Source organism: Variovorax sp. R-27 (assembly GCF_049913215.1).
Classification (GTDB): Bacteria; Pseudomonadota; Gammaproteobacteria; order Burkholderiales; family Burkholderiaceae_C; genus Variovorax.
Map to the genome: position 1 here is coordinate 1,720,788 of NZ_CP183984.1, position 25,180 is coordinate 1,745,967.

28 protein-coding genes are annotated in these 25,180 nt (G+C 66.7%); 13 read left to right on the forward strand and 15 right to left on the reverse strand.

Translation table 11 applies throughout. From position 1 onward, the window contains the following. The first annotated feature begins 7 nt into the window (after positions 1–7). The gene (locus ACN9MV_RS07735) at positions 8–1,669 is read left to right on the forward strand and encodes an L-lactate permease (RefSeq protein WP_426391755.1); all 1,662 of its coding nucleotides are present in this window, start codon (positions 8–10) and stop codon (positions 1,667–1,669) included. Here the strand turns inward: ACN9MV_RS07735 and ACN9MV_RS07740 are convergent. Continuing rightward, positions 1,647–2,258, reverse strand: coding sequence for a TetR/AcrR family transcriptional regulator (locus ACN9MV_RS07740; RefSeq protein ID WP_426391756.1), 612 nt, complete (start codon positions 2,256–2,258; stop codon positions 1,647–1,649). The genes ACN9MV_RS07735 and ACN9MV_RS07740 overlap by 23 nt on opposite strands. An 86-nt stretch (positions 2,259–2,344) precedes the next feature. Between ACN9MV_RS07740 and ACN9MV_RS07745 the strand changes: the two genes are divergently transcribed. The 7 genes from ACN9MV_RS07745 (at position 2,345) to cynS (ending at position 8,531) form a co-directional block, all read left to right on the forward strand. Further along, positions 2,345–2,770 (forward strand): DUF1348 family protein, encoded by a 426-nt coding sequence (locus ACN9MV_RS07745; RefSeq protein WP_097199855.1) that lies wholly within the window; start codon positions 2,345–2,347, stop codon positions 2,768–2,770. A 45-nt stretch (positions 2,771–2,815) separates the two neighbouring features. Continuing rightward, a complete protein-coding gene (locus tag ACN9MV_RS07750; RefSeq protein ID WP_426391757.1) occupies positions 2,816–3,994 on the forward strand; it encodes a PAS domain S-box protein in 1,179 nt (392 codons plus the stop codon). Positions 3,995–4,123: 129 nt separating this feature from the next. Beyond that, on the forward strand, positions 4,124–4,792 hold the full coding sequence (locus ACN9MV_RS07755; protein WP_426391758.1) for a response regulator transcription factor: 669 nt from the start codon (positions 4,124–4,126) through the stop codon (positions 4,790–4,792). 218 nt (positions 4,793–5,010) lie between these two features. After that, a complete protein-coding gene (locus ACN9MV_RS07760; protein ID WP_426393151.1) occupies positions 5,011–6,300 on the forward strand; it encodes a CmpA/NrtA family ABC transporter substrate-binding protein in 1,290 nt (429 codons plus the stop codon). Between the two features lie 3 nt (positions 6,301–6,303). Continuing rightward, positions 6,304–7,173 carry a nitrate ABC transporter permease gene (gene ntrB, locus ACN9MV_RS07765; RefSeq protein WP_093075675.1) on the forward strand — a complete coding sequence of 290 codons (870 nt, stop codon included), beginning with the start codon at positions 6,304–6,306 and terminating at the stop codon, positions 7,171–7,173. Between the two features lie 31 nt (positions 7,174–7,204). Further along, positions 7,205–8,047, forward strand: a complete 843-nt coding sequence (locus tag ACN9MV_RS07770; protein ID WP_426391759.1) for an ABC transporter ATP-binding protein — start codon at positions 7,205–7,207, stop codon at positions 8,045–8,047. A 40-nt stretch (positions 8,048–8,087) separates the two neighbouring features. Then, entirely contained in the window at positions 8,088–8,531 is a 444-nt protein-coding gene (cynS, locus tag ACN9MV_RS07775) for a cyanase (protein WP_093049166.1), read from the forward strand. Between the two features lies 1 nt (position 8,532). Here the strand turns inward: cynS and ACN9MV_RS07780 are convergent, their stop codons facing one another. Next, positions 8,533–9,291: an SDR family oxidoreductase gene (locus tag ACN9MV_RS07780; RefSeq protein ID WP_093049169.1), complete on the reverse strand. Its 759-nt coding sequence runs from the start codon at positions 9,289–9,291 to the stop codon at positions 8,533–8,535. Between the two features lie 162 nt (positions 9,292–9,453). Further along, the gene (locus ACN9MV_RS07785; protein WP_426391760.1) at positions 9,454–9,813 is read right to left on the reverse strand and encodes an Atu4866 domain-containing protein; all 360 of its coding nucleotides are present in this window, start codon (positions 9,811–9,813) and stop codon (positions 9,454–9,456) included. Positions 9,814–10,015: 202 nt separating this feature from the next. Between ACN9MV_RS07785 and ACN9MV_RS07790 the strand changes: the two genes are divergently transcribed. Together ACN9MV_RS07790 and ACN9MV_RS07795 are read left to right on the forward strand one after the other, a co-directional pair. Beyond that, positions 10,016–10,576: a nucleoside 2-deoxyribosyltransferase gene (locus ACN9MV_RS07790; protein ID WP_426391761.1), complete on the forward strand. Its 561-nt coding sequence runs from the start codon at positions 10,016–10,018 to the stop codon at positions 10,574–10,576. 56 nt (positions 10,577–10,632) lie between these two features. Then, positions 10,633–11,505, forward strand: a complete 873-nt coding sequence (locus ACN9MV_RS07795) for an alpha/beta fold hydrolase (protein WP_097199851.1) — start codon at positions 10,633–10,635, stop codon at positions 11,503–11,505. 12 nt (positions 11,506–11,517) lie between these two features. On the opposite strand, the gene ACN9MV_RS07800 is transcribed toward ACN9MV_RS07795, so the two are convergent. From ACN9MV_RS07800 to ACN9MV_RS07810, 3 genes are all read right to left on the reverse strand, one after another. Next, a complete protein-coding gene (locus ACN9MV_RS07800; RefSeq protein ID WP_426391762.1) occupies positions 11,518–11,844 on the reverse strand; it encodes a DUF1161 domain-containing protein in 327 nt (108 codons plus the stop codon). A gap of 41 nt (positions 11,845–11,885) precedes the next feature. After that, positions 11,886–14,123 (reverse strand): NADP-dependent isocitrate dehydrogenase, encoded by a 2,238-nt coding sequence (locus ACN9MV_RS07805; RefSeq protein ID WP_093049177.1) that lies wholly within the window; start codon positions 14,121–14,123, stop codon positions 11,886–11,888. Between the two features lie 150 nt (positions 14,124–14,273). Beyond that, positions 14,274–15,176, reverse strand: coding sequence for a LysR family transcriptional regulator (locus ACN9MV_RS07810; protein WP_426391763.1), 903 nt, complete (start codon positions 15,174–15,176; stop codon positions 14,274–14,276). Positions 15,177–15,293: 117 nt separating this feature from the next. On the opposite strand from ACN9MV_RS07810, the gene ACN9MV_RS07815 reads away from it, so the two are divergent. After that, complete coding sequence (locus tag ACN9MV_RS07815; RefSeq protein WP_426391764.1) at positions 15,294–16,154, forward strand: oxidoreductase; 861 nt, start codon at positions 15,294–15,296, stop codon at positions 16,152–16,154. 9 nt (positions 16,155–16,163) lie between these two features. On the opposite strand, the gene ACN9MV_RS07820 is transcribed toward ACN9MV_RS07815, so the two are convergent. Further along, complete coding sequence (locus ACN9MV_RS07820) at positions 16,164–16,799, reverse strand: ABC transporter ATP-binding protein (RefSeq protein WP_426391765.1); 636 nt, start codon at positions 16,797–16,799, stop codon at positions 16,164–16,166. A gap of 65 nt (positions 16,800–16,864) precedes the next feature. Between ACN9MV_RS07820 and ACN9MV_RS07825 the strand changes: the two genes are divergently transcribed. Then, complete coding sequence (locus ACN9MV_RS07825) at positions 16,865–17,632, forward strand: hypothetical protein (protein ID WP_426391766.1); 768 nt, start codon at positions 16,865–16,867, stop codon at positions 17,630–17,632. A gap of 14 nt (positions 17,633–17,646) precedes the next feature. Here the strand turns inward: ACN9MV_RS07825 and ACN9MV_RS07830 are convergent, their stop codons facing one another. The 3 genes from ACN9MV_RS07830 to pbpC form a co-directional block, all read right to left on the reverse strand. Beyond that, positions 17,647–18,945 (reverse strand): CynX/NimT family MFS transporter, encoded by a 1,299-nt coding sequence (locus ACN9MV_RS07830; RefSeq protein ID WP_426391767.1) that lies wholly within the window; start codon positions 18,943–18,945, stop codon positions 17,647–17,649. Further along, positions 18,945–19,625 (reverse strand): FadR/GntR family transcriptional regulator, encoded by a 681-nt coding sequence (locus ACN9MV_RS07835; RefSeq protein ID WP_093049192.1) that lies wholly within the window; start codon positions 19,623–19,625, stop codon positions 18,945–18,947. The genes ACN9MV_RS07830 and ACN9MV_RS07835 overlap by 1 nt, the downstream gene beginning before the upstream one ends. A 94-nt stretch (positions 19,626–19,719) precedes the next feature. Beyond that, on the reverse strand, positions 19,720–21,975 hold the full coding sequence (pbpC, locus tag ACN9MV_RS07840; RefSeq protein ID WP_426391768.1) for a penicillin-binding protein 1C: 2,256 nt from the start codon (positions 21,973–21,975) through the stop codon (positions 19,720–19,722). Between the two features lie 266 nt (positions 21,976–22,241). Here pbpC and ACN9MV_RS07845 point away from each other — a divergent pair, with 266 nt between their 5' ends. Continuing rightward, on the forward strand, positions 22,242–22,451 hold the full coding sequence (locus tag ACN9MV_RS07845; RefSeq protein WP_093049198.1) for a thrombospondin type 3 repeat-containing protein: 210 nt from the start codon (positions 22,242–22,244) through the stop codon (positions 22,449–22,451). A gap of 69 nt (positions 22,452–22,520) precedes the next feature. On the opposite strand, the gene ACN9MV_RS07850 is transcribed toward ACN9MV_RS07845, so the two are convergent. From ACN9MV_RS07850 to ACN9MV_RS07870, 5 genes are all read right to left on the reverse strand, one after another. Beyond that, complete coding sequence (locus ACN9MV_RS07850; RefSeq protein ID WP_093050364.1) at positions 22,521–23,147, reverse strand: LysE family translocator; 627 nt, start codon at positions 23,145–23,147, stop codon at positions 22,521–22,523. A 46-nt stretch (positions 23,148–23,193) separates the two neighbouring features. Beyond that, the gene (locus ACN9MV_RS07855) at positions 23,194–23,595 is read right to left on the reverse strand and encodes a GFA family protein (protein WP_093172250.1); all 402 of its coding nucleotides are present in this window, start codon (positions 23,593–23,595) and stop codon (positions 23,194–23,196) included. Between the two features lie 70 nt (positions 23,596–23,665). Continuing rightward, positions 23,666–23,947: a DUF2277 domain-containing protein gene (locus tag ACN9MV_RS07860; protein ID WP_093050367.1), complete on the reverse strand. Its 282-nt coding sequence runs from the start codon at positions 23,945–23,947 to the stop codon at positions 23,666–23,668. Between the two features lie 31 nt (positions 23,948–23,978). Then, positions 23,979–24,470: a GNAT family N-acetyltransferase gene (locus tag ACN9MV_RS07865; protein WP_093049204.1), complete on the reverse strand. Its 492-nt coding sequence runs from the start codon at positions 24,468–24,470 to the stop codon at positions 23,979–23,981. Next, positions 24,467–25,069, reverse strand: coding sequence for a GNAT family N-acetyltransferase (locus ACN9MV_RS07870; protein WP_093049207.1), 603 nt, complete (start codon positions 25,067–25,069; stop codon positions 24,467–24,469). The genes ACN9MV_RS07865 and ACN9MV_RS07870 overlap by 4 nt, the downstream gene beginning before the upstream one ends. Positions 25,070–25,180: the final 111 nt, after the last annotated feature.

Here is a 25,180-nt window from a genome sequence, read left to right on the forward strand (position 1 = left end):
CAAGCGCATGGTCTGGCAACAGGTTTACAACCCGTTCGGCAACATGATCGTATCGACGGCACTGGCCGCGATACCGGTGGTGGTGATGCTGGTGTGTCTCGGGTTGCTTCACGTCAAGGCGCACTACGCGGCGGGGCTCGGCCTGCTGAGTGCGGTGGTCATCGCGGTGTTCGCTTTCGGCATGCCGGCCGACATGGCGGGCAAGGCGGCCTTTCTGGGCGGCATCACCGGCCTGCTGCCCATTGGCTGGATCGTGCTGAACATCATCTTCCTGCAGCAGCTCACGCAGCAGAACGGCAGCTTCCAGATACTGCAGGACTCGATTGCCGGCATCACGGAAGACAGGCGCCTGCAGCTGCTGCTCATCGCCTTTGCCTTCGGCGCCTTCTTCGAGGGTGCGGCCGGCTTCGGCACGCCGGTGGCGGTCACGGCGGCCATTCTCATCGGGCTGGGCTTCTCGCCGCTCGCGGCCTCGGGGCTCTCGCTCATTGCCAACACGGCGCCGGTTGCCTTCGGCGCGCTGGGCACACCGGTCATCACGCTGGCCAAGGTGCACGGCTACGACCTGATGGCGGTCACCGCGATGATCGGGCGGCAGCTGCCGTTCTTCTCGCTGCTGGTGCCGTTCTGGCTCATCTGGGCCTTCGCGGGGCGCAAGGGAATGATGGAGGTGTGGCCGGCCATCCTGGTGACGGGCGTGTCCTTCGCGATTCCGCAGTTCCTGGTGTCGAACTACATCGGGCCCGAATTGGTGGACATCATCGCGGCCATCGTGTCGATGGTTTGCCTGGTGCTGTTCCTGCGCGTGTGGAAGCCTAAGAAGATCTGGACCTCGGTGTCGCTCAAGGGGCACGAAACCGACGGCGGCGAGGCCGGCCCGGCCGTTGCGCCCGCGAAGCATTCGAGCGCCGACGTGATCCGCGCCTGGACGCCGTGGCTCATTCTCACGGTGTTCGTGTTCATCTGGGGCCTGCCTGTGGTGAAGACCTGGCTCAACGGCATCTTCGCGCCCAACTTCCCCATCGACGGGCTGCACAACATGATCGAGAAGGTGGCGCCGGTGGTGCCCAAGCCGACGAAGGAGGGCGCGGTGTACCAGCTGCTGCTGCTCTCGGCCACGGGCACCGGCATCCTGGTGTCGGCCATCGTGGGCGGGCTGGTGATGAAGTACAACCCCATCCAACTCGTGGCCGCCTATGGCCGCACGCTGTGGCTGGTGAAGTTCTCGCTGCTCACCATCATGCTGATGCTCGCGCTGGGCACGCTCACGCGCTACTCGGGACTGGACACCACGCTGGGGCTGGCCTTTGCCAACACCGGCATGTTCTACCCGTTCTTCGGCACGCTGATGGGCTGGCTGGGCGTGGCGCTCACGGGCTCCGACACGGCGTCGAACGTGCTCTTCGGCGGCATGCAGAAGGTGGCGGCCGACCAGCTGGGCCTGAGCCCGAACCTGATGGGCGCGGCCAACAGCTCGGGCGGCGTGATGGGCAAGATGATCGATGCACAGTCGATCGTGGTTGCCTCCACCGCCACGCGCTGGTTCAACCACGAAGGCGAGATCCTTCGCTACGTCTTCTTCCACTCCATCGCGCTGGCCTGCCTCGTGGGCTTCTACGTGACCTTGCAGGCCTATGTGTGGCCGTTCACGCTGATGGTCGTGAAGTGACGAGCGTGGCTGTCAGCGCCTGAAGCAAGCGGCGCAGGTCGTCGACCGCTTCGCGCGCGAGTGCGGCGTCGCCCATCTGCGCCTTGACGATGGCGCCGTCGACGCCCAGCGCGGCCGCCTGCGCAATGGCCGTGCGTTGCGGTCCATCGGGCATGAGGCCCGCAATTACCTCGACCATCTCGCGCTTATGCTCGCGCGCGATTTCGCTGGCACCGGCCACGCTCGTGCCCACTTCCACCACCGAGTTGATGAACGCGCAGCCGCGGAACACCGGGTCGGCAAACCACTCGGCCATCACGTCGGCCAGCATCTCCAGCGCCTGTGCGTCGCCGATGCGCTGCTGCGCGCCGCGCCGGCCGAGCGCATCGATGAACCATGCCATCCATCGTCCGTGCCGGTGGTCGAGAAAGGCTCGCACCAGGTCGTCCTTCGAAGGAAAGTGCCGGTAGAAGGTGACCTTGGTGACGCCCGACGCGGCAATGACGCGGTCGATGCCGGTGGCGCGAATGCCGTCGGCATAGAAGAGGTCGTGCGCGGTGAGAAGGATGCGCTCGCGCGCAGGCAGCGCAGAGATGACGGAGATGTCCATGCCGCGATTGTAGGCATGTAGACAGGTCTGTCTACATGTGGCACATTGCGGCGCATTCCCCTTCACCACTTCAACGAAAGACCCTCATGGAATCCCGCCCGCCGCTGCCGCCCTTCACCCTTGAATCGGCCACCAGGAAAGTCCAGGCTGCCGAAGACGCCTGGAACTCGCGCGACCCCGTGCGCGTGAGCCTGGCCTACACGCCCGACACCGAATGGCGCAACCGCGCCGAGTTCGTCAATGGCCGCGAGCAGGTGGTCGAATTCTTGTCGCGCAAGTGGGTGCGCGAGCTCGACTACCGGCTGAAGAAGCAGCTGTGGGCCTTCATGGACAACCGCATCGCGGTGCGCTTCGAGTACGAATGGCACGACGACGCGGGCCAGTGGTATCGCAGCCACGGCAACGAGAACTGGGAGTTCGCGGAGAACGGCCTGATGCAAAGGCGCTTTGCGAGCATCAACGACCAGCCCATCAAGGAGGCGGATCGAAAGTTCCACTGGGCGCGCACCTGACCCGGCCGGGGTGCTTCGGGCACGGCTGTTGCTTGCTTTTGGTGCATGGAGACGCCCGTACTGAACCCGACCGCTAGCCACCCGCTCTGGCAGCACCAGCTAGGCCTGCTGCTTGAGTCGACGGGCGAGGGCATCTTCGGCATCGACCTCGACGGTCATTGCATGTTCATCAACCGGGCCGGCGCGCAGATGCTCGGCCACGAGGTGCGCGACGTGCTCGGTTCGAACATGCACGAGCTCACGCACCACTCGCACCCCGACGGTTCGCACTACGCCGACACCGACTGCCCCATCTTCAACGCCTTCAGACGCGGCCTGCCGTGCCGCATCGACACCGAGGTGTTCTGGCGCCGCGACGGCACCGCCTTCGCGGTCGAATATTCGAGCCACCCCATCATGGATGGCGCTCAGGTGCGCGGCGCCGTCATCACCTTCGTCGACATCACCGAACGTCGCCGCCAGGCCGAGGCCTTGCAGCAGGCAAAGGACGAACTCGGCCTGCGCGTGCAGGAGCGCACCCGTGAGCTCAGCGACGCGCTGGTGCAACTGCGTGAACTCTCTGCCTGGCTCGACAAGGTGCGCGAGGACGAGCGGACCCGCATCGCGCGCGAGGTGCACGACGAGCTCGGAAGCCTGCTGGTGGCGCTGAAGATGGACGTCAACTGGATCGGCAAGCGCCTGGGCGAACAGCAGGAGCGCACGCCCGACGCGGCACAAGCCATGCGCGACCAGATGCGCTGCAAGTGCACGAACATGAGCCAGCTCATCGAACGCGCGGTAGACAACGTGGGGCGCATCATCACCGACCTGCGTCCCAGCATCCTCGACCATCAGGGCCTGTGGGCCGCGCTCGAATGGCAGGCGCACGAGTTCGTGCAGGCGGCGGAGCTCGAACTGGACTGGCGCTTCGACGTGCCGCCCGGCGTGGAGCTGCCCGAGCCTGCGGCTATTGCAGTGTTCCGTATCTTCCAGGAGATGCTGAGCAACGTCGGCCGGCATGCGCGGGCGCACAGCCTCGAGATCCGCATCGGTGTCGAACAAGAGCAACTGAGCATCAGCGTGCGCGACGACGGTGTCGGTGCACCGGCGCAGGCCTTCGAGGCTGCCACTTCCTATGGCGTGCTCGGCATGCGAGAGCGTGCGCGCCACTTCGGCGGGCGCGTCGATATCGAGAGCCGGATGGGTGAGGGCAGCACCTTCTGTCTGCACTTGCCGCTGCCATGAAGCCCTGTTTTTCGATCTGCTGCGTCGGTTCGGGGCGCGATCATGCCGACGGGGAAACATCGCGGAGGGGAGCACCCGGTGTCATCCGCACGCACCCCGAACGAGAACAAGAAGACACGGACAAATGAGATGACCGACATCCGCGTACTGATAGCCGACGACCACCGCATCGTGCGAGAGGGCCTCAAGCAGATGCTCGGCGACCTCTCCAACGGCCTGCCCGCCATGACCGTGCGCGCCGAAGCACAGACCGGCCCGGAAGTGCTGGAAACGGTACAGGCGCTCGGAGGCCAGGAAGGCCTCGACGTGGTCCTGCTCGACATCGCATTGCCGGGCCGCGACGGCCTCGACGTGCTGCAGGCCCTGCGCAAGCAGTGGCCCACGCTCCCGGTGCTGATGCTCAGCACGTACCCCGAGAAGCAGTACGCCGTACGCTGCATCAAGCTCGGCGCCTCGGGCTATCTCAACAAGAGCGCCGACGCCGACGACATGGTCGGTGCGGTGCGCAAGGTGGCGGCCGGTGGGTTGTACGTGTCGGCGGCCACGGCCGAGGCACTGGCCACTGCCGTGGGCCGTGGCGCCGGGCAGGGCGCCGAAATGCTCTCGCACCGCGAGCATCAGGTGTACCGCCTGCTCAGCGCCGGGCACAGCGTGAGCGAAATCGGTGCGCAGCTGGGCCTGGCGCCCAACACCGTGAGCACCTACCGCGCGCGCATCCTCGAAAAGACCGGCACCAAGAACGACGTGGAACTGGCCCTGTATGCCGAACGCCACGGCAAGCAGGGTGCGACTGGCTGAAAACACGGCCGGTGTGCACCGGCTTGTAGTGCCAGCCCTACAAGGCCTCGACATCGGCGGCACGATCTGGAGCCGCAACGCGTCGAAAGGGAGTTGCGGCGCATTTCCGGCCCGGCGCTTGCAACGGCTGCTGCATCTTTCCAACGAGGTGCACCACCATGTCCAGCCCGCGCGAACAGACCGCCTGCGATCCCTACGATGCCGACCGGCCACTGAAGATGCGCTGCGCCTGCGGGCGCGTGCACGGCGCGGGTGTGCTGCCAGAAGACAAGCTCGAAGCCAGCCTCATGAAGGCGCTGTTCCCCGCTGACAGCGTGCGGCGTGGCTTCCTGCGCGCCGTTGGCGCCAACACCGCGCGCGCCGCCATCGCCTCGGTGTTTCCGCTCGGCGCGCTGCAGGCCATGGCGCAGGAGAAAGCGCCGCTCGAGAAGACCAGGCTCAAGATCGGCTTCATTCCAATCACCTGCGCAACGCCGCTCATCATGGCGCACCCGCTGGGCTTCTATCAGAAGCAGGGCCTCGACGTGGAAGTGGTGAAGACGGCGGGCTGGGCGCTCATTCGCGACAAGATGCTCAACAAGGAGTACGACGCCACACACTTCCTGTCGCCCATGCCGCTGGCCATTTCGATGGGCGCGGGCTCCAACGCGGTGCCCATGAACGTCGCGACCATCCAGAACACCAACGGCCAGGCCATCACCCTGGCCAACAAGCACAAGCACAAGGACAAGCGCGACCCCAGGACCTGGAAGGGCTTGAAGTTCGCCGTGCCCTTCGAGTACAGCATGCACAACTTCCTGCTGCGCTACTACGTGGCGGAAGCGGGCCTGAACCCCGACACCGACATCCAGATCCGCGTGGTGCCGCCGCCCGAGATGGTGGCCAACCTGCGCGCAGGCAACATCGACGGCTACCTCGGCCCCGACCCGTTCAACCAGCGCGCCGTGTTCGAGGAAATCGGCTTCATCCACCTGCTCACCAAAGAGCTGTGGAACGGACACCCGTGCTGCGCCTTCGGCTCCTCGACCGAGTTCATCGAGAAGAACCCCAACACCTTCGCCGCGCTGGTGCGCTCGGTGCTCACCGCATCGGCCATGGCGCGCGATCCGAAGAACCGCGAGCTCATCGCGAAGGTGATCGCGCCCGCGCAGTACCTGAACCAGCCCGAGACCGTGCTCATGCAGGTGCTCACCGGCAAGTTTGCCGACGGGCTGGGCAACATCCGCACCGTGCCCGACCGGGCCGACTTCGACCCTATTCCCTGGCAGTCGATGGCCGTGTGGATGCTCACGCAGATGAAGCGCTGGGGCTACGTGAAAGGCGACATCAACTACAAGCAGATCGCCGAAAAAGTCTTCCTGCTCACCGACGCGAAGAAGCGCATGAAGGACCTGGGCCAGGTCGTGCCCGATGGCGCCTACCCCAAGTTCACGATCATGGGCAAGGTGTTCGATCCGGCGAAGCCCGACGACTACGTCAAGAGCTTCGCCATTGCGAAGATGGCCTGAGCCATGCCGAAGAAGGCCCTCTCGTTCAAGGCGGCGCTGGTGTCGCTGCTGATGTTCCTGCTGCTGGTCGGCGTGTGGCAGCTGGCGACCGCACCGACCACCGGTGCCTCCGCTGTAGCAGGCATGACAGCCGAGCAGATCGAATACCAGAAGATGCTTGGCAAGGACCCGACGCAGGGCCAGGTGAAGAGTTCGGGCTTTCCCACGCCGGCCGAGATGGGCGCCACCGCGTGGAAGCACCTGTCGAATCCGTTCTACGACAACGGGCCCAACGACAAGGGCATTGCCATCCAGTTGGCCTATTCGCTGGCACGCGTGGGGTTGGGCTTTGCGTTGGCGTGCCTGGTTGCAGTGCCGCTGGGCTTCGTCATCGGCATGTCGCCGCTGCTGCACAAGGCATTCGATCCGTTCATACAGGTGCTCAAGCCGATCTCGCCGCTGGCGTGGATGCCGCTGGCGCTTTACACCATCAAGGACTCGTCGGTCAGCGGCATCTTCGTGATCTTCATCTGCTCGGTGTGGCCGATGCTGCTGAACACGGCCTTCGGCGTGGCCTCGGTCAAGCGCGAATGGCTCAACGTGGCCAGCACGCTCGAGGTGAAGCCGCTGCGCCGTGCGTTCCGCGTGATCCTGCCGGCGGCAGCGCCGACCATCCTCACGGGCATGCGCATCAGCATGAGCATTGCGTGGCTTGTCATCGTGGCGGCCGAGATGCTGGTGGGCGGCACGGGCATCGGCTACTTCGTGTGGAACGAGTGGAACAACCTGTCGCTCACCAACGTGATCTTCGCGATCTTGCTGATCGGTGTCGTGGGCATGCTGCTCGACCAGGCCTTCGCGGGCCTGCAGCGGAAGGTGACGTATGTGGAGTGAGCGCACCGATCTTGCGACCCAAGGCGAAGTCATGACTCAACCCGTTGCATCCACTGCCGCCGTGGAGGCGCCAGGCGCCCGCGGCTTCCTGCGCATCGAAGGGCTCGCCAAGGCCTTTGTGCCAACACGGCCTGTGTTCGCGGACGTGTCGTTCACGCTCGACCGTGGCGAATTCGTCTGCATCATCGGCCACTCGGGCTGCGGCAAGACCACCATCCTCAACGTGCTGGCAGGCCTCGACCAGGCCAGCGCAGGCCACGTCTTCATGGATGGACGCGAGGTGGCGGGCCCCAGCCTGGAGCGCGGCGTGGTGTTCCAGAGCCATGCGCTCATGCCGTGGCTCACCGTGCGCAAGAACATCGCGTTCGCCGTGGTTTCGCGCTGGCCAGAGTGGTCGGGCGCGCAGGTCGATGCACAGGTGGAGCGCTTCGTTGCCATGGTCGGCCTGCAGGCGGCCATCGACAAGAAGCCGTCGCAGCTTTCGGGCGGCATGAAGCAGCGTGTGGGCATTGCGCGCGCCTTTGCCATCCAGCCCAAGATGCTGCTGCTCGACGAGCCCTTCGGCGCGCTCGATGCGCTCACGCGCGGCACCATTCAAGATGAATTGATGGCCATCGTGCGGCAGACGCAGCAGACCGTCTTCATGATCACGCACGACGTGGACGAGGCCATCCTGCTGGCCGACCGCATCCTGCTGATGACCAATGGCGCCGACCTGCCGCAGGGCGGCTACCGTGCGGGGAACATCGTCGAGACGGTGGTCAACCCGCTGCCGCGCGAACGCACCAGGGCCTCGCTGCACCACCTGGACGGCTACTACGCGCTGCGCAATCACATCGTCGACTTTCTCGTCACGCGCGCGAAGGCGTCGTGAGCCTTCCGCTTTTCTTCAATCCAATCAGGAGCAAACCCGCATGAACCGCAACGACGTCACCGAGAAAATCATCACCGTCAAGGTGAGCAAGGGCATCCAGTGGGCCGACGTGGCCAGGAAGGTCGGTCTCTCGAAAGAGTGGACCACCGCCGCCTGCCTCGGCCAGATGACGCTCGACGACAAGCAGGCCAAGGTCATCGGCAAGATCTTCGGCCTCACGGTCGAGGAGCAGAAGTGGCTGCAGGTGGTGCCCTACAAGGGCTCGCTGCCCACGCCTGTGCCGACCGATCCGCTCATCTACCGCTGGTACGAGGTGGTGAGCGTGTACGGCACCACCATCAAGGAGCTGATCCATGAAGAGTTCGGCGACGGCATCATGAGCGCCATCGACTTCAGCATGGACATCCAGCGCCAGGCCGACCCGAAGGGCGACCGCGTCAACGTGGTGCTGTCGGGCAAGTTCCTGCCGTACAAGACCTATTGAATTACTGGACGTACACGGAGGGGTGCGGCTTCTGCCTGCTGGGCGGCCGCATCGCTCCGGCCGTGATGCCATAGCCTTCGATGGCCCCGGCAATCGACCGGGCCACGGCATCCACCGGCACTGCAAGTCGCCGGTTCGTGCGCATGCGTTCGCGGGCGTAGCTGGCCGCGATGCGCTCGGCCAGCGGGTCGCTCGGGCCGTTCACGTCGGGGCTCACCACCGTCACGTGCAGGCGGCCGGCGTGCTCCTGCCGCAGCCCCTCGGAGATCGCGTTCACCGCGTACTGCGTGCCGTGGTACACGGCCGAGTTGGGCGACACACCCTGCATCGCCACCGGCGCCACGTTCACGATGTGGCCCCAGCCCTGCTCCTGCATCGTCGGCAGCACGGCTGCGATGCCGAGCAGCACGCCGCGCAGGTTCACGTCGATCATGAGTTCCCATTCCTCGATCTTGCGGTTCCACAGCGGCGACATCGGCATCACGCCCGCGGCGTTGACGAGCACGTCGATCTGCTCATGCGTCTCGAGGGCGAATTCGGCAAAGGCTTCCACGTCGGGCCGGTGCGTCACGTCGAGCCGCTGGAAGCTCGCCGTGCCGCCCGTGGCCTCGATTTCGGCCACGAGTGCCGCGAGCCTGTCGGTGCGGCGCGCACCGAGCACCACCTTGGCGCCGCGCCGCGCAAGCAGCCGCGCGGTCGCTTCGCCGATGCCGCTGCTCGCGCCGGTGATGAGAACGACTTTTTCCTGGATTGCGGTCATGGAGAACTCCTCGTGCTGGTCTGGTTGCCGTGGGGCTCACACAGAAAAGAGCGTGAGCCGGGCATGGAAAGAAGTTTCGCTTCCGAGGTGCCTGAGGTGGTATCCGAATCGAACGTGGTTTTTGCCTGATCCTGCAAAACGCGAAGCCGATCCGGTTGCCGCTCAGCGCCGCGTAGTGCTTTTGCTTTCGCGGTAGAGCACCATGCCCGCGTGGTACAGCACGCCGTCGCGGAACTCGCCGTCCGCCGTGAAGCCGGTGTCGTCGACGTAGTCGATGTGATTGCCGGTGAGCGTGTAGCGGCCCTGGTAGGCGCTCTGGCGCGTGCCACGGGCTTCGTCGTAGCGGCCGTTTGGAAGCAGTTCGTGGCGGATATGGCCGTCTTGTGTCACCCACATGCCCACGTAGCGGTTCGGGTCTTCGAGCAGCCTGGGGCGTTGCGCCTGGGCCTGCGAAGGCCCGGAGGCCATGGCGAGGGACAGCGAGAGCGCGGTGAGTGCGCCGGTGCGATGTGCAGTGTTCATGGTGCGCCTTGGTTCGTGAATGGAGGGAGCGTCCATTCTTGAAAAAGGCGCGAGCGGGGCGGTAGTCGCTTTATGCGAGTTTCTTGCCTGATTCCCCGAAGGCCGGGGATTGGTGCCGTGTGCCTGATGCATCCATCGGTAAGTCGCTTCACACCATGTTGCCGAGATTGAGCCGAGCTCGGAAATCGATGATGCTCCGTCGATGGACAAATCTCCCGAGATCCCGGCTCGCCCGCGCATCTACCTGGCGGGCCCGGACGTCTTCCGTCCCGACGCGAGAGATCATTTCATCCGGCTGACTGCCGCGTGCGATGCGGCCGGCCTCGCGGCACTGCTACCTGCCGACGGCAACGAGGAGCAAACCCCCGACGCCCCGGAAATGCAGATCTACGAAGCCAACATGCAGCGCCTTCGCAGCGCAGACGGTGTCGTTGCCAATCTCCAGTGCTTCAGGGGCATGGAGCCCGATTCCGGCACGGTGTTCGAAGTTGGCGCGGCGATTGCGCTGGGGATTCCGGTGGTGGCCTACGGCGTGCCCGAAGGCAGCTATGCAGACCGCGCGCGGGCGGCATTGCAGTGCGAGGTCGACGCGAATGACGTGCTGCGCGAAAGCGGCACCGGCATCGCGGTCGAAGACTTCGGTCAGCCGCTGAACCTGATGCTGGCCTGCTCGATCCACATCGAGCCCACGCCGGAAGCTGCGTTGAAGAAGATGGCAGCGCTATTGGCTGTCCGCCACGCGACAGAGGCTGGAAACCCCTGATCGAAGCTCCGTTCATCAGCACCTAGGATGGTGCTCCCTTCAAATCGGAGCACCGCATGCCCACCACCGAGACCCACTTCGAACTGACCGCCCACGACGGCGTCACGGTGGAGGTCCATCGCTGGCAGGGCGCGACGCAGCGTGCCGTCATCCAGCTGGCGCACGGCATGGGCGAGCATTCGCTGCGCTACCGGCATCTGGCGGATGCGCTGGTGCAGGCCGGCTACGTGGTCTATGCGAACGAGCACCGCGGCCATGGCAAGGGAGCCTCAGAGCGCGGCGAACTGGGCGAGTTCGGACCGCGCGCGTTCGCCGGGCTGGTGGACGACATGGCGCTGCTGAGCCATCACGTGCGCGGCGTGCATCCCGGCCTGCCGCTGATTCTTGTGGGCCACAGCATGGGCTCGTTCGCCACGCAGTACTACCTCGTCAAACACAGCGCGCTGCTGGCGGGCGCGGTGCTCTCGGGCACTTCGGCGCTCGACTTGCTGGGTGCCGCATTGCAGTCTGGCTTCAAGCTGGAAGACATGAACGCCGCATTGCCAGACGTTCGCACGCCCTTCGACTGGCTCAGCCGCGATCCGGCGCAGGTCGATGCCTACATTGCCGATCCGCTGTGCGGCTTCACGGTATCGGCCGAGGGGCTGGGTTCGATGTTCGCGAATCTCGCCGACCTGACGCCTGCCGCGATGCGCAAGCACATCCGGCCCGAGCTGCCGCTCTATCTGTTCATCGGTGATGAGGACCCGGTCAGCAACAAGGCCGAGTGGTTCTATCCGCTGGTGCAGCGCTACCGCGAGGCGGGGCTGCGCGATGTGTCGTGCCACGTGTTCGGTGGCGCGCGACACGAGACGCTGAACGAGGTCAATCGTGAGGAAGTTGAGGCAGTGTTGCTGGCTTGGATTGCGCGGGTGGTGGGGAAGCGCTGAGCGCTGCCCCGTCTACTTCCTGCAGTCGCCGCCGACGGACACGGTGCCGTCCTTGCATTCGGTGAGGATTGGTTCGCCCGACGATGTGGGCGGGACCGCCGGGGCCGAGCCCGGCCCGGACCCGGCGTCCTTCAGGTACACGACCTTCTTGCTGCCGAGCTCGCAGCTGCCCACCACCTGGCCGTTCGCCGATGCGTTGGCATCGATGACGGTGACGGTGAAGCGCGCCACGCCGGCCGCGGCAATCTTCGATTCGACGCGGGTGCGCAGGGCTTCGCAGTCTTCGGCCCCGTGCGCAGTGCCTGCCGCGCCAGCCAGGGCCAGCGCGGCGGGAAGCATTGCGAGCCAGGGCTTCACAGCTGCCACCCGCTCGATACCCATCAGCCCTGGGCCGACGCCAGCGCCGCGTTGAGCGTGGCGCTCGGGCGCATCACGGCTTCGAACTTGGCGGGGTCCGCCAGGTAGTAGCCGCCGATGTCCACCGGCTTGCCCTGCACGGCCGAGAGTTCGTCGACGATCTTCTGCTCGTTGCTGGCGAGCGTGCCGGCCAGCTTCACGAACTGGGCCTGCAGTTCCTTGTCGTCCGTTTGCGCGGCGAGTTCCTGCGCCCAGTACATGGCCAGGTAGAACTGGCTGCCGCGGTTGTCGAGCTGGCCGGTCTTGGGCGACGGGTTCTTGTTGTTGTCGAGCAGCTTGCCGGTGGCGGTGTCGAGCGTCTTGGCCAGGATGGCGGCTTTCTTGTTGCCGGTCTTCAGGCCCAGGTCTTCCAGGCTCACGGCCAGCGCGAGGAATTCGCCCAGCGAGTCCCAGCGCAGGTGGTTTTCTTCCACCAGCTGCTGCACGTGCTTGGGGGCCGAGCCGCCCGCGCCGGTCTCGTACAGGCCGCCGCCGGCCATCAGCGGCACGATCGACAGCATCTTGGCCGAGGTACCCAGTTCCATGATGGGGAACAGGTCGGTCAGGTAGTCGCGCAGGATGTTGCCGGTGGCGCTGATGGTGTCCAGGCCGCGCACGACGCGCTCCAGCGTGTAGCGCATGGCGCGCACCTGGCTCATGATCTGGATGTCCAGGCCCGAGGTGTTGTGCTCGTGCAGGTACATCTTGACCTTGGTGATCAGCTGCGCCTCGTGCGGGCGGTAGGCGTCCAGCCAGAACACCACCGGCATGCCCGAGTTGCGCGCACGGGTAACGGCCAGCTTGACCCAGTCACGGATCGCGGCGTCCTTGACCTGGCACATGCGCCAGATGTCGCCTTGCTCCACGTTCTCGCTCATCAGCACTTCGCCGCTGTCCAGGTCGGTGATGTTGGCGACGCCGTCCTCCGGGATCTCGAAGGTCTTGTCGTGCGAGCCGTACTCCTCGGCCTTCTGGGCCATGAGGCCCACGTTGGGCACCGTGCCCATGGTCTTGGGGTCGAAGGCGCCGTGCCACTTGCAGAAGTTGATGATCTCCTGGTAGATGCGGGCGAAGGTCGATTCGGGCATCACGGCCTTCACGTCCTTCAGGCGGCCGTCGGCGCCCCACATCTTGCCGCCGTTGCGGATCATCGCGGGCATCGAGGCGTCCACGATCACGTCGTTGGGCGAATGGAAGTTGGTAATGCCCTTGGCCGAGTCGACCATGGCCAGTTCGGGGCGGCCCTCATGGCAGGCGTGCAGGTCGCGCTTGATCTCGTCCTGCGTGCTCTGCGGCAGGGTGGCGATCTTGTTGTAGAGATCGATCATGCCGTTGTTGACGTTGATGCCCAGCTCGTCGAACAGCTTGCCGTGCTTCTCGAAGGCTTCCTTGTAGAAGATCTTCACGCAGTGGCCGAACACGATGGGGTGCGAGACCTTCATCATGGTGGCCTTGACGTGCAGCGAGAACATGACGCCGGTCTTGTGCGCGTCCTCGATCTCCTTTTCATAGAAGGCCAGCAGTGCCTTCTTGCTCATGAACATGGAGTCGATGACCTCGCGGTCCAGCAGCGCGACCTTGGGCTTGAGCACGATGGTCTTGCCGCTCTTGGTGATCAGCTCCATCTTGACGTTGCGCGCGCGGTCCAGCGTCATGGACTTTTCGCCATGGTAGAAGTCGCCGCCGTGCATGTGCGAGACGTGCGAGCGCGAGGCCTGGCTCCAGTCGGCCATGCTGTGCGGGTTCTTGCGTGCGTATTCCTTCACGGCCTTGGGCGCGCGGCGGTCGGAGTTGCCTTCGCGCAGCACCGGGTTCACCGCGCTGCCGGTGCACTTGTTGTAGCGCGCGCGGATGTCCTTGTCCTCGTCCGAGGTCGGGTTCTCGGGGTAGTCGGGGATCTTGTAGCCCTTGCCCTGCAGTTCCTTGATGGCCGACTTGAGCTGGGACACCGAGGCGCTGATGTTGGGCAGCTTGATGATGTTGGCCTCGGGCTTGAGCGTGAGCTTGCCCAGTTCGGCCAGGTTGTCGGGCACCTTCTGGTCGTCGCTCAGCAGCTCGGGAAATTCGCCCAGGATGCGGGCCGCCACGGAGATGTCGCTGGTGGCCACGTTGATGCCGGCCGGGTTGGTGAAGGCGCGGATGATGGGCAGAAACGCGTAGGTCGCCAGCAGGGGCGCCTCGTCGGTGAGGGTGTAGACGATGGTGGGTTGCTTCGAGCTCATGCGCTTGCTTCCGTAGATCCTGGGTTGTCGGGTTGGCTGGAACTTCCGGCGGAACGGGGATAGGGGTGTTTTCGCCGGAATCCCCGATTGTCGCCCGGCTGGGGCCGGGTTCGGCCGGATGGGGCCCGATGACCCCCTTCGGCGGGCGCTTTAAGGCTTCAGCATTTCCCGCGCCAGGTCGACAAAAGCGCGCAGCTTGGGTGCCTGCGCCGCGCGGCGCGGAAAGTACAAAAACAGCCCCGGCTCGTCGAAAGCCGTGCGCGGCAGCAGCTGCCGCAGGCGGCCGTCGCGCAGTTCGGCGCGCACCAGGGGCTCGAAGATGTAGGCAATGCCCACGTCGGCCAGTGCCAGATCACGGGCATACAGCGCGTCGGTGACGCGCACCGTGCCCGGCACCTCGATCGACACGTGGGCGCCTGCTTTGTCGCGCAGGTCCCAGGCGTACACGCCGCCCGAAGTCACGAAGCGAAAGCCGATGCAGTTGTGCTGCTGCAGCGCGTCGATGTTGCGCGGCTCGCCAGCCGCAGCCAGGTAGCGCGGCGTGGCCACCATGATGGCCTGGAAGGGCGGCGTGAGCCGCACGGCGACCATGTCTTGCGCCACGGTGTGGCCCAGACGCACGCCCGCGTCGTGGCCGCCGGCGACGATGTCGGCCAGGCCGTCGTCGCAGGTAATTTCGACCGTGAGTTCGGGGTGGCGGCGCGACATTTCGGCCACCAGCGGCGTCATGGCCAGTGGCAGCGCCACGTGCGGCGCGTTGATGCGCAGCACGCCGCTCACGCGCCCCAATGCTTCACCAAAGCGGTCGACCGCATCGGCAATCTCGCCCATGGCGGGGCTGAGCATGCCGATGAAGCCGGCGCCGGCCTCGGTGAGCCGCACGCTGCGGGTGGTGCGTGCGAACAGCGGCTGGCCCAGGTGGTCTTCGACGGCGCGCACCGCGTGGCTCACGGCCGAGGCGCTCATGCCCAGTTCGGCCGCGGCAGCCGCGAAGCCGCCGCGCCGGTGCACCGCCAGCACGATCGCGAGGTGCGGGAGCAGGGTGCGGTCCATTCATGCATCGTATCGCAAGGTGCATTCGATTTGAACCGTCTAGTCGATGAATGCGATTGCTGGAACAGTCACGCCATGCCTCTCCAACAACCCGCAAATACCGAAGGAGCCACCCTCATGCCCACCACCGCCAACACTCCCGAAACCCGCAAGACGTGGTTCATCACCGGCGCTGCTTCCGGCTTCGGCCACGCCTTTGCCGAGCACGCGCTGGCGCAGGGCCACAACGTGGTCGCCACCGCCCGCGACGCCGGCCGCCTCGCCGATCTCGTGGCGCTGGCGCCCGACCGCGTGCTGGCCACGCCGCTCGACGTGGACGCAGCCGGCGCAGCCGAAGCCGCCGTTCGAGCCGCGGTCGCGCGCTTCGGCCGTATCGACGTGCTCATCAACAACGCCGGCTACGGCGTGGTCGGCGCGCTAGAAGAAACTCCCGACGCCGAGCTGCGCGCCCTGATGAACACCAACTTCTTCGGCGCCATGGCCGTCACCCGCGCCGCGCTGCCGGTGCTGCGTGCGCAGAAGTCGGGCGCCATCGTCAACATCTCCAGCCTGGGCGGGCAGCTTTCGTTCTCGGGCTTCAGCGCGTACTCGGCCTCCAAGTTCGCGCTGGAAGGCGCTTCGGAAGCGCTGGCGCAGGAAGTGGCGCCCTTCGGCATCAAGGTGCTGATCGTCGAGCCGGGCCAGTTCCGCACGCAGCTCGCGGGCAGCGGCATGCGCCACATGCCGGTGATCGAGGCCTACCAGCCGGTGGTGGGCGCCACGCGCGAGTTCGCGCACACCATGCACAACACGCAGGCCGGCGATCCGCGCAAGGCGGCGGTGGCCATCGAGAAGGCGCTGGACGCCGAACACACACCGCTGCGCCTGCAACTGGGCGACGATTCGGTCGATGCGGTGCGCGCCCATGCGCAGGCGCTGCTCAAGGACATGGAGGCCTGGGAGGCCGTGAGCCGCAGCACGAACTTCGACGCGGCCTGAAGAGACGCTTCAGCCGAGCGGCAGCTCGATGGTGGCCGCGAGCGGCACCGTGTCGATGCGCGCCGCGCTGGCCACGATGACCGCCTGCTTCGACTGGTCCGCAAAGCCGGTGAGCGTGGCCCACAGGCAGCGGGTCGATGGTGCATCGAGCCCGGCCGTCGGCTCGTCGAGCAGGATGAGCGGGCGGCCCGATGCAAGCCCGGCCGCCATCCACACCTTGCGCTTCGAACCGGTCGAGAGCATGAACATCTTCTTGTCCAGATGCGGGGCGAGCGCAAAGCCGTCGGCAATGGCCTGCCACTTCGCGTCGCTGAAGCCCGCGTCGCCCTCGACGAGCGAGGCCGTGCATTCGCGTGCGGTGAGCTGGTCGAAGCGGTCGGTCACCGGATCGACGAAGAACACCTGGCGGCGATAGGCCTCGGGCGCGGCATCGAGGCTCACCCCCGCCACCGTCAGCCGCCCGATGGCGGGCAGCGTGCCTGCAATCACCTGGAGCAGCGCCGATTTGCCGGTGCCCGTGTCGCCATAAAGCAGCGTGACGCCCGGGCCGATGGATGCGCTCCAGTTCGACACCAGCGCAGGCTGGTCGGGGTACGCGAAGCGCAGCGCATCGATCCGGAGGAGGGGAGGAGAAGAAAGATTCATGGTCGGAGCCGACTTTAGCAAGCGACCCTCGCGCAACGCCCAGGCCGTGGCTACCATTCGGCTCCATGAAAAAGCTGTTGCCGCTGCTGCTCTCCCTGCCGTTCGCCGCTCCCGTGCTCGCCGCGCCGTCCGCGCAGGTGTTCGATGCCGTGAAGAAGCCCGAGTCGCTCGATGCGCAATGGCGAGCGCACCTCTGTGCCTTGCTGCCGCAGCCCTGCGACGTGCAGGAGCTCGGCCTGTACCGCCCGCGCGGCGCTTCGCCCAATGACTACGTGGTGCTCTCTGGCGAGCCGTTGGTCATGGCGCGCATCAAGCGAGGCATCGATGCGAAGAGCTGGCAGCTCGATCGCCTCCATGACTTCTCGGACTACGCGCAGGGCCTGAAGAAGGATGCCGACCGGCCCGACACGCACCTGTCGCTTGCGCCCGCGCTCTACCCGCTGGCTGAAGGCAAGTGGGCCGTGGCCGTGCTGCAGACCGTGTTCGAGGGGTACTCCGGCGGCGGCGCCTCGTTCGACACGGCCGACTTCATCCCGCTCGAAGGCGGCAAGGCCGTGCAAGAAGGCATTCCGTTCTCGTGCTTCAAGATGATCCGCGCCTGCTTCAGCGAGAAGGAATACAAGACCTCGAAGCACTGCCACGACGAAAGCAACGGCAGCCTGCGCATCGCCTACGGCGAAGCCGCGAAGCCGGGTGCGTCGTATGAGTGGCAATACACCTGGCTGCAGAGCGAGTGGCCGCAGAACGAGCCGAAAAGCTCAGCGAGCAGCACGCGCATCCGCTTCACCGCGAAGACCACCGAACGCGCGGATTTCTGCGGCGGGCCGCAGTAAGGAAGCAGACCTGCTCAGTGCCGCGGCACGGTCGTCGTGCCCACGTGCATCGTGCGGCCGGCGCCCAGCCCCGCGACGACGAGCGCGATGCCCAGCCCGATGAAGAGCCACGACGAGGCGCGAAAGCTCCCCGTCCAGCCGTGCAGCAGCCCGGCCACCAGCGGACCGAAGGCCGCCACCATGTAGCCCACGCCCTGCGCCATGCCCGAGAGGTGCGCGGCCACGTGCGAGTCGGGCGAGCGCAGCACGATCATCGTGAGCGCCAGCGCGAAGGTGCCGCCCTGCGCAATGCCCAGCAGCACGGCCCAGGCCCATACCCCACCGAGCGGCGCGAACAGCATCGCCAGCATGGCGCCCACCGTGAGCATCGCCAGCACCACGGCCAGCCCGCGCTGGTTGCGCAGCTTCACCGCCAGCGCCGGCACCACGAGGCAGGTGACCACCTGCGTCATGACCGACAGCGACACCACGTAGCCGGCTGTTTCGCTGCCGAGGCCGCGCTCGCGCAATATCGGCGCGAGCCAGCCCATCACGATGTAGGCAAGGGCTGATTGCAGCCCCATGAAGAAGGTGACCTGCCACGCCAGCCTGTCGCGCCACAGGCCGCGCACCGTGAAGCCCGATTCGCTCGCCACCGGCTTCAGCGGCAGCGCCTGCGGCGCCCAGATGAGGGTGACCAGCGCGGCCGGCAGCGCCCACATAGCGAGCGCCATGGTCCAGCCGCCGCCCAGCGCGTGCTCGATGGGCACTGTGAGGCCGGCGGCGCTGGCCGCGCCGCCGCACACGGCCATGGTGTACAGGCCCATCATCAGCGCCGCCTGCGCCGCGAAGTCGCGCTTCACCAGGCCCGACAGCAGCACGTTCGACACCGCGATGCCGCTGCCCGCGATGGCCGAGGCCAGGAACAGCAGCGGAATGTTGCCGGTGCCGCGCAGCACCGTGCCGACCAGGATCAGCACCATGCACGCGAGCAGCGTTCGCTCTGTGCCGAAGCGGCGGCCCAGGCCGGGCGCGAGCGGCGCGAACACGCCGAGGCAGACGATCGGCAACGTGGTCAGCAGGCTCGCGGCGGTGGACGAGAGCCCGGTGGCCTTGATGATTTCCGGCAGCACCACCGAGAGGCTGGCGAACACCGGGCGCAGGTTGAAGGCGATCAGCACCACGCTCGCGCCGAGCAGGATTCGGCGGGCGAGTGTTGGTGCGGGTGTGGGGCGCGGCAAGGGCAGGCTGTCGGCTTCGGCGTCGATCAGCAGGTCGTTGCTTGCGTGGCGCGTAGTGGCGCCGTTGCCCGGCGCGAAAGTGGCCGAACTCATCACGAGCCCAGCGCCAGCGCGTTGATCATCGGCGCCATGAAGGTGCGCACCGCCGCGGCGGCCACGTCGGGGTCGCGGCTGGCAATGCCTTCCACGATGGCGCGGTGCGCGGCCTCGTCGGGCTCGGGCAGGTTGCTGCTGCCCAGCGAACTCGCGATGGTTTCCTTGATGTAGCCCGTGATGAAGCGGCAGGTTTCGGCCAGCGCGAGATTGCCCGACACGTCGACGATGGCAAGGTGAAAGGCGAGGTCGCGTTCGATGAAGCCCGCGCCGTTGTCGCTGGCGTCGAAGGTGCCGCGCTTGTCGAGCAGGGTGTGCAGGCGGCGCAGGTCGCGCGCCGTGTGGCGCACCGCCGCGAGCCGTGCGGCCTCCACTTCGAGCGCGCGGCGCACCTCGAACTGGTCGCGCAGGCTGGCCAGGCGCATCTTCTGCAGGCTGGACGACGGGTCGAAACCCGAGCGAACGTAAGTGCCCGAGCCCTGGCGCACTTCGAGCAGCCCGCGCGACACCAGCGTCTTGACCGCCTCGCGCACCGTGCCGCGGCTCACGCCCAGCAGTTGCGCGAGTTGCGGCTCGATGGGAATGCGGGAGCCGACGGCCCAGCGGCCGGCGGAGATTTCGGCGCGGATGCTGTCGGCAGCGGTGTCCGCCAGAGAGGTGCGAGGGGCTTGGGCGAGCATCAGGTGGGCCTAGTCATTCAATGATTGGACGAATTTTGCCGTCCGAAGCCCGGACTGTACATCCGGTGATTGGCCCGGACGGCAACCGGGCCAATTACCGGCGCGCGCTTTTCGTCACCACGCCCGCGCCGCGCACTTCGAGCCGGCGCTGGTCGACCACCTTGCCGCTGGCGTCCACCAGTTCGATCACGTGGCGCCCCGGCCAGGGAAACCACTGCACGCTGTTGCCGCGCGCAAAGGGCTTGCCGTCGACGCGCCACTGCACGCCGCGGCCTTCCGAGTCGAAGCGCACGCGCTGGCGCTGGGGCGGAATGTCGGGGTCGAGCGCGATGATGGTGCCGTCGGTCGGCGCGGTGATGCGCGCCGAGACGGTGTCGGCAGCCATGCCGGTGTCGAGCGCGAACAGCGGCTGCTCGGTGCCCTGCAGGAACCATTCGCTGCGCGCCGCTTCGAGCGGGTTGCCGTCGACGCCGGGGCCGAAGCTCACGCGCGTTTCGACGAGGCCCGGCGGCGGCGCGGGCGCGCGGCTCGGCTCGCGTGCGTGCAGGAAGCGCATTACCTCAGCCCACACCGGCGCTGCGCCGCTGGTGCCGCTCACGTCCCACATCGATTCGCCGCTGGCGTTGCCGACCCACACGCCCACCGTGTAGCGCTGCGACCAGCCCACGGCCCAGTTGTCGCGCATGTCCTTGCTGGTGCCGGTCTTCACGGCCGTCCAGAAACGGGTGGAGAGGATGCTGTCGAGGCCGAAGGTGCGCGTGCGCGCGTTCGGGTCGGAGAGGATGTCGCCGACGATGAAGGCGGCGCGCGGGTCGAGCAGCGGCGGGGCGCCTGCCTTCGTCTTGTCCGCAGGCACAGGTGGCCGCGCGGTCAGTGTCGTCGTTCCGTAGCGCCCGCCGTTGGCCAGCATGCGATAGGCGTTGGTGAGCGACAGCAGCGACACCTCGGCGCTGCCCAGCGCGAGGCTGTAGCCGTAGTAGTCGCCGCTCTCGCGCAGCGGCAGGCCGGCTGCACGCAGCTCGCGCGCGAAGGCCTCGGGCGACACCATCACCAGCGTGCGCACCGCCGGCACGTTGAGCGACGCAGCCAGCGCGGTGCGCGCCGACACAGGGCCCTTGAAGCGGCGGTCGTAGTTCTGCGGAATGTAGAGGCCGCTGGCGGTGCTGATCTGCGCCGAAGAATCCTCGATCAGCGAGGCCGCGGTGATGCGCCGCTCGGCAATCGCCTGGCCGTAGAGCAGAGGCTTGAGCGTGGAACCGGGCTGCCGCAAGGCGGTGACGCCATCGACCTCGGCCGCCTGGCTCAGCGGACCGGAGGAGCCGACCCAGGCGAGCACTTCGCCCGTCGCGTTGTCGAGCACGACGAGCGCGCCGTCTTCCACGTGGCGCTCGCGCAATTCGCGCAGATGGCGCTGCAGGGAGTCGAGCGCAAAGCGCTGCAGCGGTGCGCGCAGCGTGGTGCGCACGCCGACTTCCCTGTCTTTATCCTTCGGCCGCTGGGAGAGGGTCGGGGTGGGGGCTGCCCCCGCATTCGCGTCCCTCAGTTCCCGCAGCACACGCCGCGCCGCATGCGGCGCAATCCCTTCGTTCGCCTCGAAGGCCTTTCGCTGCACCGCCGCGCTGGTGAACATGTCGAGCGCCTCGCAGTCGGTCTTCTGCTGCGGCTCCATCGCGCGCAGCACCTCGCAGGCGCGCTGCGCCACCACGGCGGGCTTGGCATTCGGCGCGCGCACCAGCGCCGACGCAACGGCCGCCTCGCGCGCATCGAGCCCGCTCGGCGCCTTGCCGAACAGCGTGCGCGAGAGCGCGTCGATGCCCACGATCTCGCCGCGGAACGGCACGGTGTTGAGGTACGCCTCCAGGATCTGGTCCTTGCGCCAGTTGCGCTCCAGCTGCGCGGCCGCCACCGTCTGCCCGATCTTCTGGGTGAAGCTGCGCCCGCCCGAGTTGCGGCGCAGGTCTTCGTCGAGCAGGCCTGACAGCTGCATCGTGATGGTCGAGGCGCCGCGCGTGCGCGTGTTCCACAAGTTGCCCCAGGCGGCCGCCGAAACTGCGCGCCAGTCGATGCCGCTGTGCTCGTAGAAGCGCTTGTCCTCGCTCAGCACCATGGCCGTGCGCAGCGCTGGCGACACATCGGCCAGCGCGGTCCACTGGCCGCGACGCACGGTGGGGTCGGTGCGCACGCGCTGCAGCAGTTCGCCGTTGCGGTCGAGCACCGTGGTGTCGGACGAGCGGAAATCGCGCTTCACTTCCTCGAAGCTGACGAGAGCCCAGGCAGGGTGCGCGCAAGCCACGGCCAGCATGGCAGCGGCGAGGGTCTTGCGGGCGGGAATGAGGGGCGCGAGCTGCATCGAAAAGATTCGTGTCCGAAAGGCATGAGGCCACGACATTCTCGGCGATGCACCACGGGAACCTCGCCTACTCGGGGACGGGCGGCCCGCCGCCTTGCCGGAGCGAGAACTCCGGCTCAGAGTTCTCTGCAGGTTCCACATCCGGTAACGAACTTCACGCGGGGGCTTCAATGCGGAAACCCAACGCGTACCGGCGTGGCCTTCAATGCAGTACCGGCTCGCAGGAGGCGAACCCCGGTTTCACAAACACTCCAAGGAGAACTCACATGACGAAGACATTGGCGATCCTGCTGGCCGCATCGGCCATCCTGGCCGGCTGTGTGGTCGCACCCTACGACCGTCCGCCGCCGCCGCGCGGCCAGCACTACGGCGACCGTGACCGCGACGGCGTGCCGAACCGCTACGACAGGGACCGTGACAACGACGGCGTTCCCAACCGCTACGACCGCAATCCGAACAACCCGTACCGCAACTGAGCGGCAACTAAAGAAAAGGCCGCGAAGCATGGCGCTTCGCGGCCTTTTTCATGGGGCTGTGCGGGTGGATTACACCGGGCGGCGTGCCATCAGAGCCCAGATGCCCGCCGCGCTCAGCAGCGAGCCACCCGCGAAGTTGAAGCGCCGCTGCGCGCGTGGCGACGACAGCAGCTTGCGCGCCGATCCTGCGAACACCGCGTAGAGCGTGGCATTGGTTGCGGCCAGCACCACGAAGGTGACGGCCAGCACCCAGAGCTGGCGCGTCACGTCGGCCGCCGGGCTGATGAACTGCGGCAGGAAGGCCACGAAGAACACGATGCCCTTCGGGTTCAGCGCCGTCACCAGGTAGGTGTTGGCGAACAGCCGCAGCCGCGAGGCGGGCGCGGCCGGTGCGGCCACCTCGGTGGACGAGATGCCCGCGCGCAGCAGCTTGATGCCGAGGTACAGCAGGTACAGCCCGCCCACGCACTTGACCACCGTGAACCAGAAGGCCGAGGTGGCCAGCAGCGCACCCAGCCCCAGCAGCGACACCACCAGCGCCGTCGAGTCGCCGAGCGCCACGGCCGCCACCAGCGGCACGTTGGCGCGGCGGCCGTGCGACATGGAATAGCTGATCACCGTCAGGATGGTCGGCCCCGGAATGATCAGCATGACGGCGGAGGCCGCGACGAAGGCAAGCCAGAGTTCGATGGGCATGTGCATATCTCCAGATGGTGGTTTGTGCGGGAAGCGGTTCTCTTCGTCAGATTCCGATGGCTGTGCGCGCGATGTGCCAGGTGCCGCGGTGTCCGTCCACGTAGCTTATCGGCGAGTTGGCGAGGTCGTCGAGGTCCATGTCGTCCAGGCAGGTCACGTTCACGCCATAGGCGCTCGCGCCGGTCTCGGGCGAATGGCCCACGCCGAAGGAGCGCACGCTGCAATGCCTGCAGACGATGTAGTGGCTGTTGCGGGTGTCGAGCATCTGCTCGCTGAGTTCGGATTCGCCTTCGATGAGCCGGAAGGCATCGGTCGCAACGATGGCGGGCCAGAAGCGGGTCTTGGTGCAGATCGAGCAGTTGCAGCGCAGGGTGCCCAGGCTCAGGTCGATATCGGCTTCGAATCGAACGGCGCCGCAATGGCAGCCGCCCGTGTAAGTCTTTTTCATACGCTCGGAATTCGCATGGTGGTGCTGGAGAGCACCATATCAAAGGCGATGCCGCGACGCTGGCGGCAGGTTATCCGGCGGTGCTGCTGCCGAAGCGCACGGCGGCGCGGGCCTTGGCGCGCTCGGCTTCGATGGCCCGATCGCGCGGCTCGGCCGTGGTGACCAGCGAGTCGATCAGCCGCGCCGCGGTGGCGGCCACTTCATCGACCGCTCGCTCGAAGGCTTCTTCATTCGCCCTGGACGGCACGCTGAAGCCGCTGAGTTTGCGCACGAACTGCAGCGCGGCGGCGCGGATCTCCTGCTCGGTGGCCGGCGGCTCGAAGTTGTAGAGGGTCTTGATGCTGCGGCACATGGGCACTCTCCGTTCGACGACGCTGTCCAGTCTAGCGAAGCAGGGCCATGGCGTGGGCGTCGTAGTACACGCCGTCGATCAGGTTGGCGCGGCGGTACGTGCCTTCGAGCTCGAACCCGAATCTTTCGTACAGCGCCTTGGCGTTGAGGTTGTCGGTGCGAACCGACAGCGCGATGCGCGTCAGTCCGCGCGCCCATGACTTGTCGATGGCGGCCTGCAGCAGCGCGGCGCCGAGCCCCTTGTGCCGCGCCTCGGGCAGCAGCGCGATGCCGAGCACGCCGATGTGCGCCCTCGAATGCCCGAAGACCGGCGCGACGTCACACCAGCCGACCACGGCCCGGCCATGCAAGGCCACGAAATGCGGGAAATCGTTGGCCAGCACGTCGCGATAGAAGGCGATCGATTGTTCGAGCGGCGGCGCCTCGATCAGCGCCAGGTACTTGTGTTCGCGCGCGACGATGTCGACTGCACGATGCAAGCCTTCGAAGTGCTCTTCCGATGTGGGTATGACCGAATGACTCATCCTCTGGGTTCCTCCGTTGCGCCAAGCCGCGCTTCCAGTTGCTGTTTTACCGCCGGCCACTCGTCGTCGATGATGCTGAAGCGCACCGAATTGCGCTTGCGGCCGTCCGGCATGATCCGTTCGTTGCGCACGACGCCTTCCTGCTTCGCACCGAGCCGAAGGATGGCCGCGCGCGACTTGGCATTGATCTCGTCGGTGGTGAGCTGCACGCGCACGCATTGCAGTTCTTCGAAAGCGTAGCGCAGCATCAGCAGCTTGGCCTCGGTGTTGACGAAGGTCTTCTGCCATGAGGCCGCGATCCAGGTGCTGCCGATTTCCAGCTTGCGGTTGATGCGGTCGATCTTCCAGAAGCGCGTGGAGCCGATGACCTTGCCGGTCTCGCGCAGCACGGTGGCGAAGGGCATCACGGTGCCGGCGTCCCGGCCGGCAAGGGCGTTGCCGATGTAGGCATCGACGGTTTCCGCCGAGGGCACGACGGTGAACGGCAGGCTCCAGAGTTCGCCGTCAGAGGCTGCCTCGACGAGCGCCGCTGCGTCGGAAGCGAGCAGCGGGCGCAGCAGAAGGCGAGGGCCGGTGAGTGAGGGTTGCGCGAGCGACATGAACAGGACGATAGCCGATGACCCCGGGGCAGGGCAGCCACCAGTGGACGGCAGCGGGCCAATGCCCATAATGTGCCGGTCGTCCCAAGCCCCATGGCGTGGAGGAAAACC

Excerpts from the sequence above, each read along its gene's own strand:
- ACN9MV_RS07735 (WP_426391755.1), top strand. The coding sequence starts at position 8 with ATGGTCTGGCAACAGGTTTACAACCCGTTCGGCAACATGATCGTATCG.
- ACN9MV_RS07740 (WP_426391756.1), bottom strand. The coding sequence starts at position 2,258 with ATGGACATCTCCGTCATCTCTGCGCTGCCTGCGCGCGAGCGCATCCTT.
- ACN9MV_RS07745 (WP_097199855.1), top strand. The coding sequence starts at position 2,345 with ATGGAATCCCGCCCGCCGCTGCCGCCCTTCACCCTTGAATCGGCCACC.
- ACN9MV_RS07750 (WP_426391757.1), top strand. The coding sequence starts at position 2,816 with ATGGAGACGCCCGTACTGAACCCGACCGCTAGCCACCCGCTCTGGCAG.
- ACN9MV_RS07755 (WP_426391758.1), top strand. The coding sequence starts at position 4,124 with ATGACCGACATCCGCGTACTGATAGCCGACGACCACCGCATCGTGCGA.
- ACN9MV_RS07760 (WP_426393151.1), top strand. The coding sequence starts at position 5,011 with ATGCGCTGCGCCTGCGGGCGCGTGCACGGCGCGGGTGTGCTGCCAGAA.
- ntrB (WP_093075675.1), top strand. The coding sequence starts at position 6,304 with ATGCCGAAGAAGGCCCTCTCGTTCAAGGCGGCGCTGGTGTCGCTGCTG.
- ACN9MV_RS07770 (WP_426391759.1), top strand. The coding sequence starts at position 7,205 with ATGACTCAACCCGTTGCATCCACTGCCGCCGTGGAGGCGCCAGGCGCC.
- cynS (WP_093049166.1), top strand. The coding sequence starts at position 8,088 with ATGAACCGCAACGACGTCACCGAGAAAATCATCACCGTCAAGGTGAGC.
- ACN9MV_RS07780 (WP_093049169.1), bottom strand. The coding sequence starts at position 9,291 with ATGACCGCAATCCAGGAAAAAGTCGTTCTCATCACCGGCGCGAGCAGC.
- ACN9MV_RS07785 (WP_426391760.1), bottom strand. The coding sequence starts at position 9,813 with ATGAACACTGCACATCGCACCGGCGCACTCACCGCGCTCTCGCTGTCC.
- ACN9MV_RS07790 (WP_426391761.1), top strand. The coding sequence starts at position 10,016 with ATGGACAAATCTCCCGAGATCCCGGCTCGCCCGCGCATCTACCTGGCG.
- ACN9MV_RS07795 (WP_097199851.1), top strand. The coding sequence starts at position 10,633 with ATGCCCACCACCGAGACCCACTTCGAACTGACCGCCCACGACGGCGTC.
- ACN9MV_RS07800 (WP_426391762.1), bottom strand. The coding sequence starts at position 11,844 with ATGCTTCCCGCCGCGCTGGCCCTGGCTGGCGCGGCAGGCACTGCGCAC.
- ACN9MV_RS07805 (WP_093049177.1), bottom strand. The coding sequence starts at position 14,123 with ATGAGCTCGAAGCAACCCACCATCGTCTACACCCTCACCGACGAGGCG.
- ACN9MV_RS07810 (WP_426391763.1), bottom strand. The coding sequence starts at position 15,176 with ATGGACCGCACCCTGCTCCCGCACCTCGCGATCGTGCTGGCGGTGCAC.
- ACN9MV_RS07815 (WP_426391764.1), top strand. The coding sequence starts at position 15,294 with ATGCCCACCACCGCCAACACTCCCGAAACCCGCAAGACGTGGTTCATC.
- ACN9MV_RS07820 (WP_426391765.1), bottom strand. The coding sequence starts at position 16,799 with ATGAATCTTTCTTCTCCTCCCCTCCTCCGGATCGATGCGCTGCGCTTC.
- ACN9MV_RS07825 (WP_426391766.1), top strand. The coding sequence starts at position 16,865 with ATGAAAAAGCTGTTGCCGCTGCTGCTCTCCCTGCCGTTCGCCGCTCCC.
- ACN9MV_RS07830 (WP_426391767.1), bottom strand. The coding sequence starts at position 18,945 with ATGAGTTCGGCCACTTTCGCGCCGGGCAACGGCGCCACTACGCGCCAC.
- ACN9MV_RS07835 (WP_093049192.1), bottom strand. The coding sequence starts at position 19,625 with ATGCTCGCCCAAGCCCCTCGCACCTCTCTGGCGGACACCGCTGCCGAC.
- pbpC (WP_426391768.1), bottom strand. The coding sequence starts at position 21,975 with ATGCAGCTCGCGCCCCTCATTCCCGCCCGCAAGACCCTCGCCGCTGCC.
- ACN9MV_RS07845 (WP_093049198.1), top strand. The coding sequence starts at position 22,242 with ATGACGAAGACATTGGCGATCCTGCTGGCCGCATCGGCCATCCTGGCC.
- ACN9MV_RS07850 (WP_093050364.1), bottom strand. The coding sequence starts at position 23,147 with ATGCCCATCGAACTCTGGCTTGCCTTCGTCGCGGCCTCCGCCGTCATG.
- ACN9MV_RS07855 (WP_093172250.1), bottom strand. The coding sequence starts at position 23,595 with ATGAAAAAGACTTACACGGGCGGCTGCCATTGCGGCGCCGTTCGATTC.
- ACN9MV_RS07860 (WP_093050367.1), bottom strand. The coding sequence starts at position 23,947 with ATGTGCCGCAGCATCAAGACCCTCTACAACTTCGAGCCGCCGGCCACC.
- ACN9MV_RS07865 (WP_093049204.1), bottom strand. The coding sequence starts at position 24,470 with ATGAGTCATTCGGTCATACCCACATCGGAAGAGCACTTCGAAGGCTTG.
- ACN9MV_RS07870 (WP_093049207.1), bottom strand. The coding sequence starts at position 25,069 with ATGTCGCTCGCGCAACCCTCACTCACCGGCCCTCGCCTTCTGCTGCGC.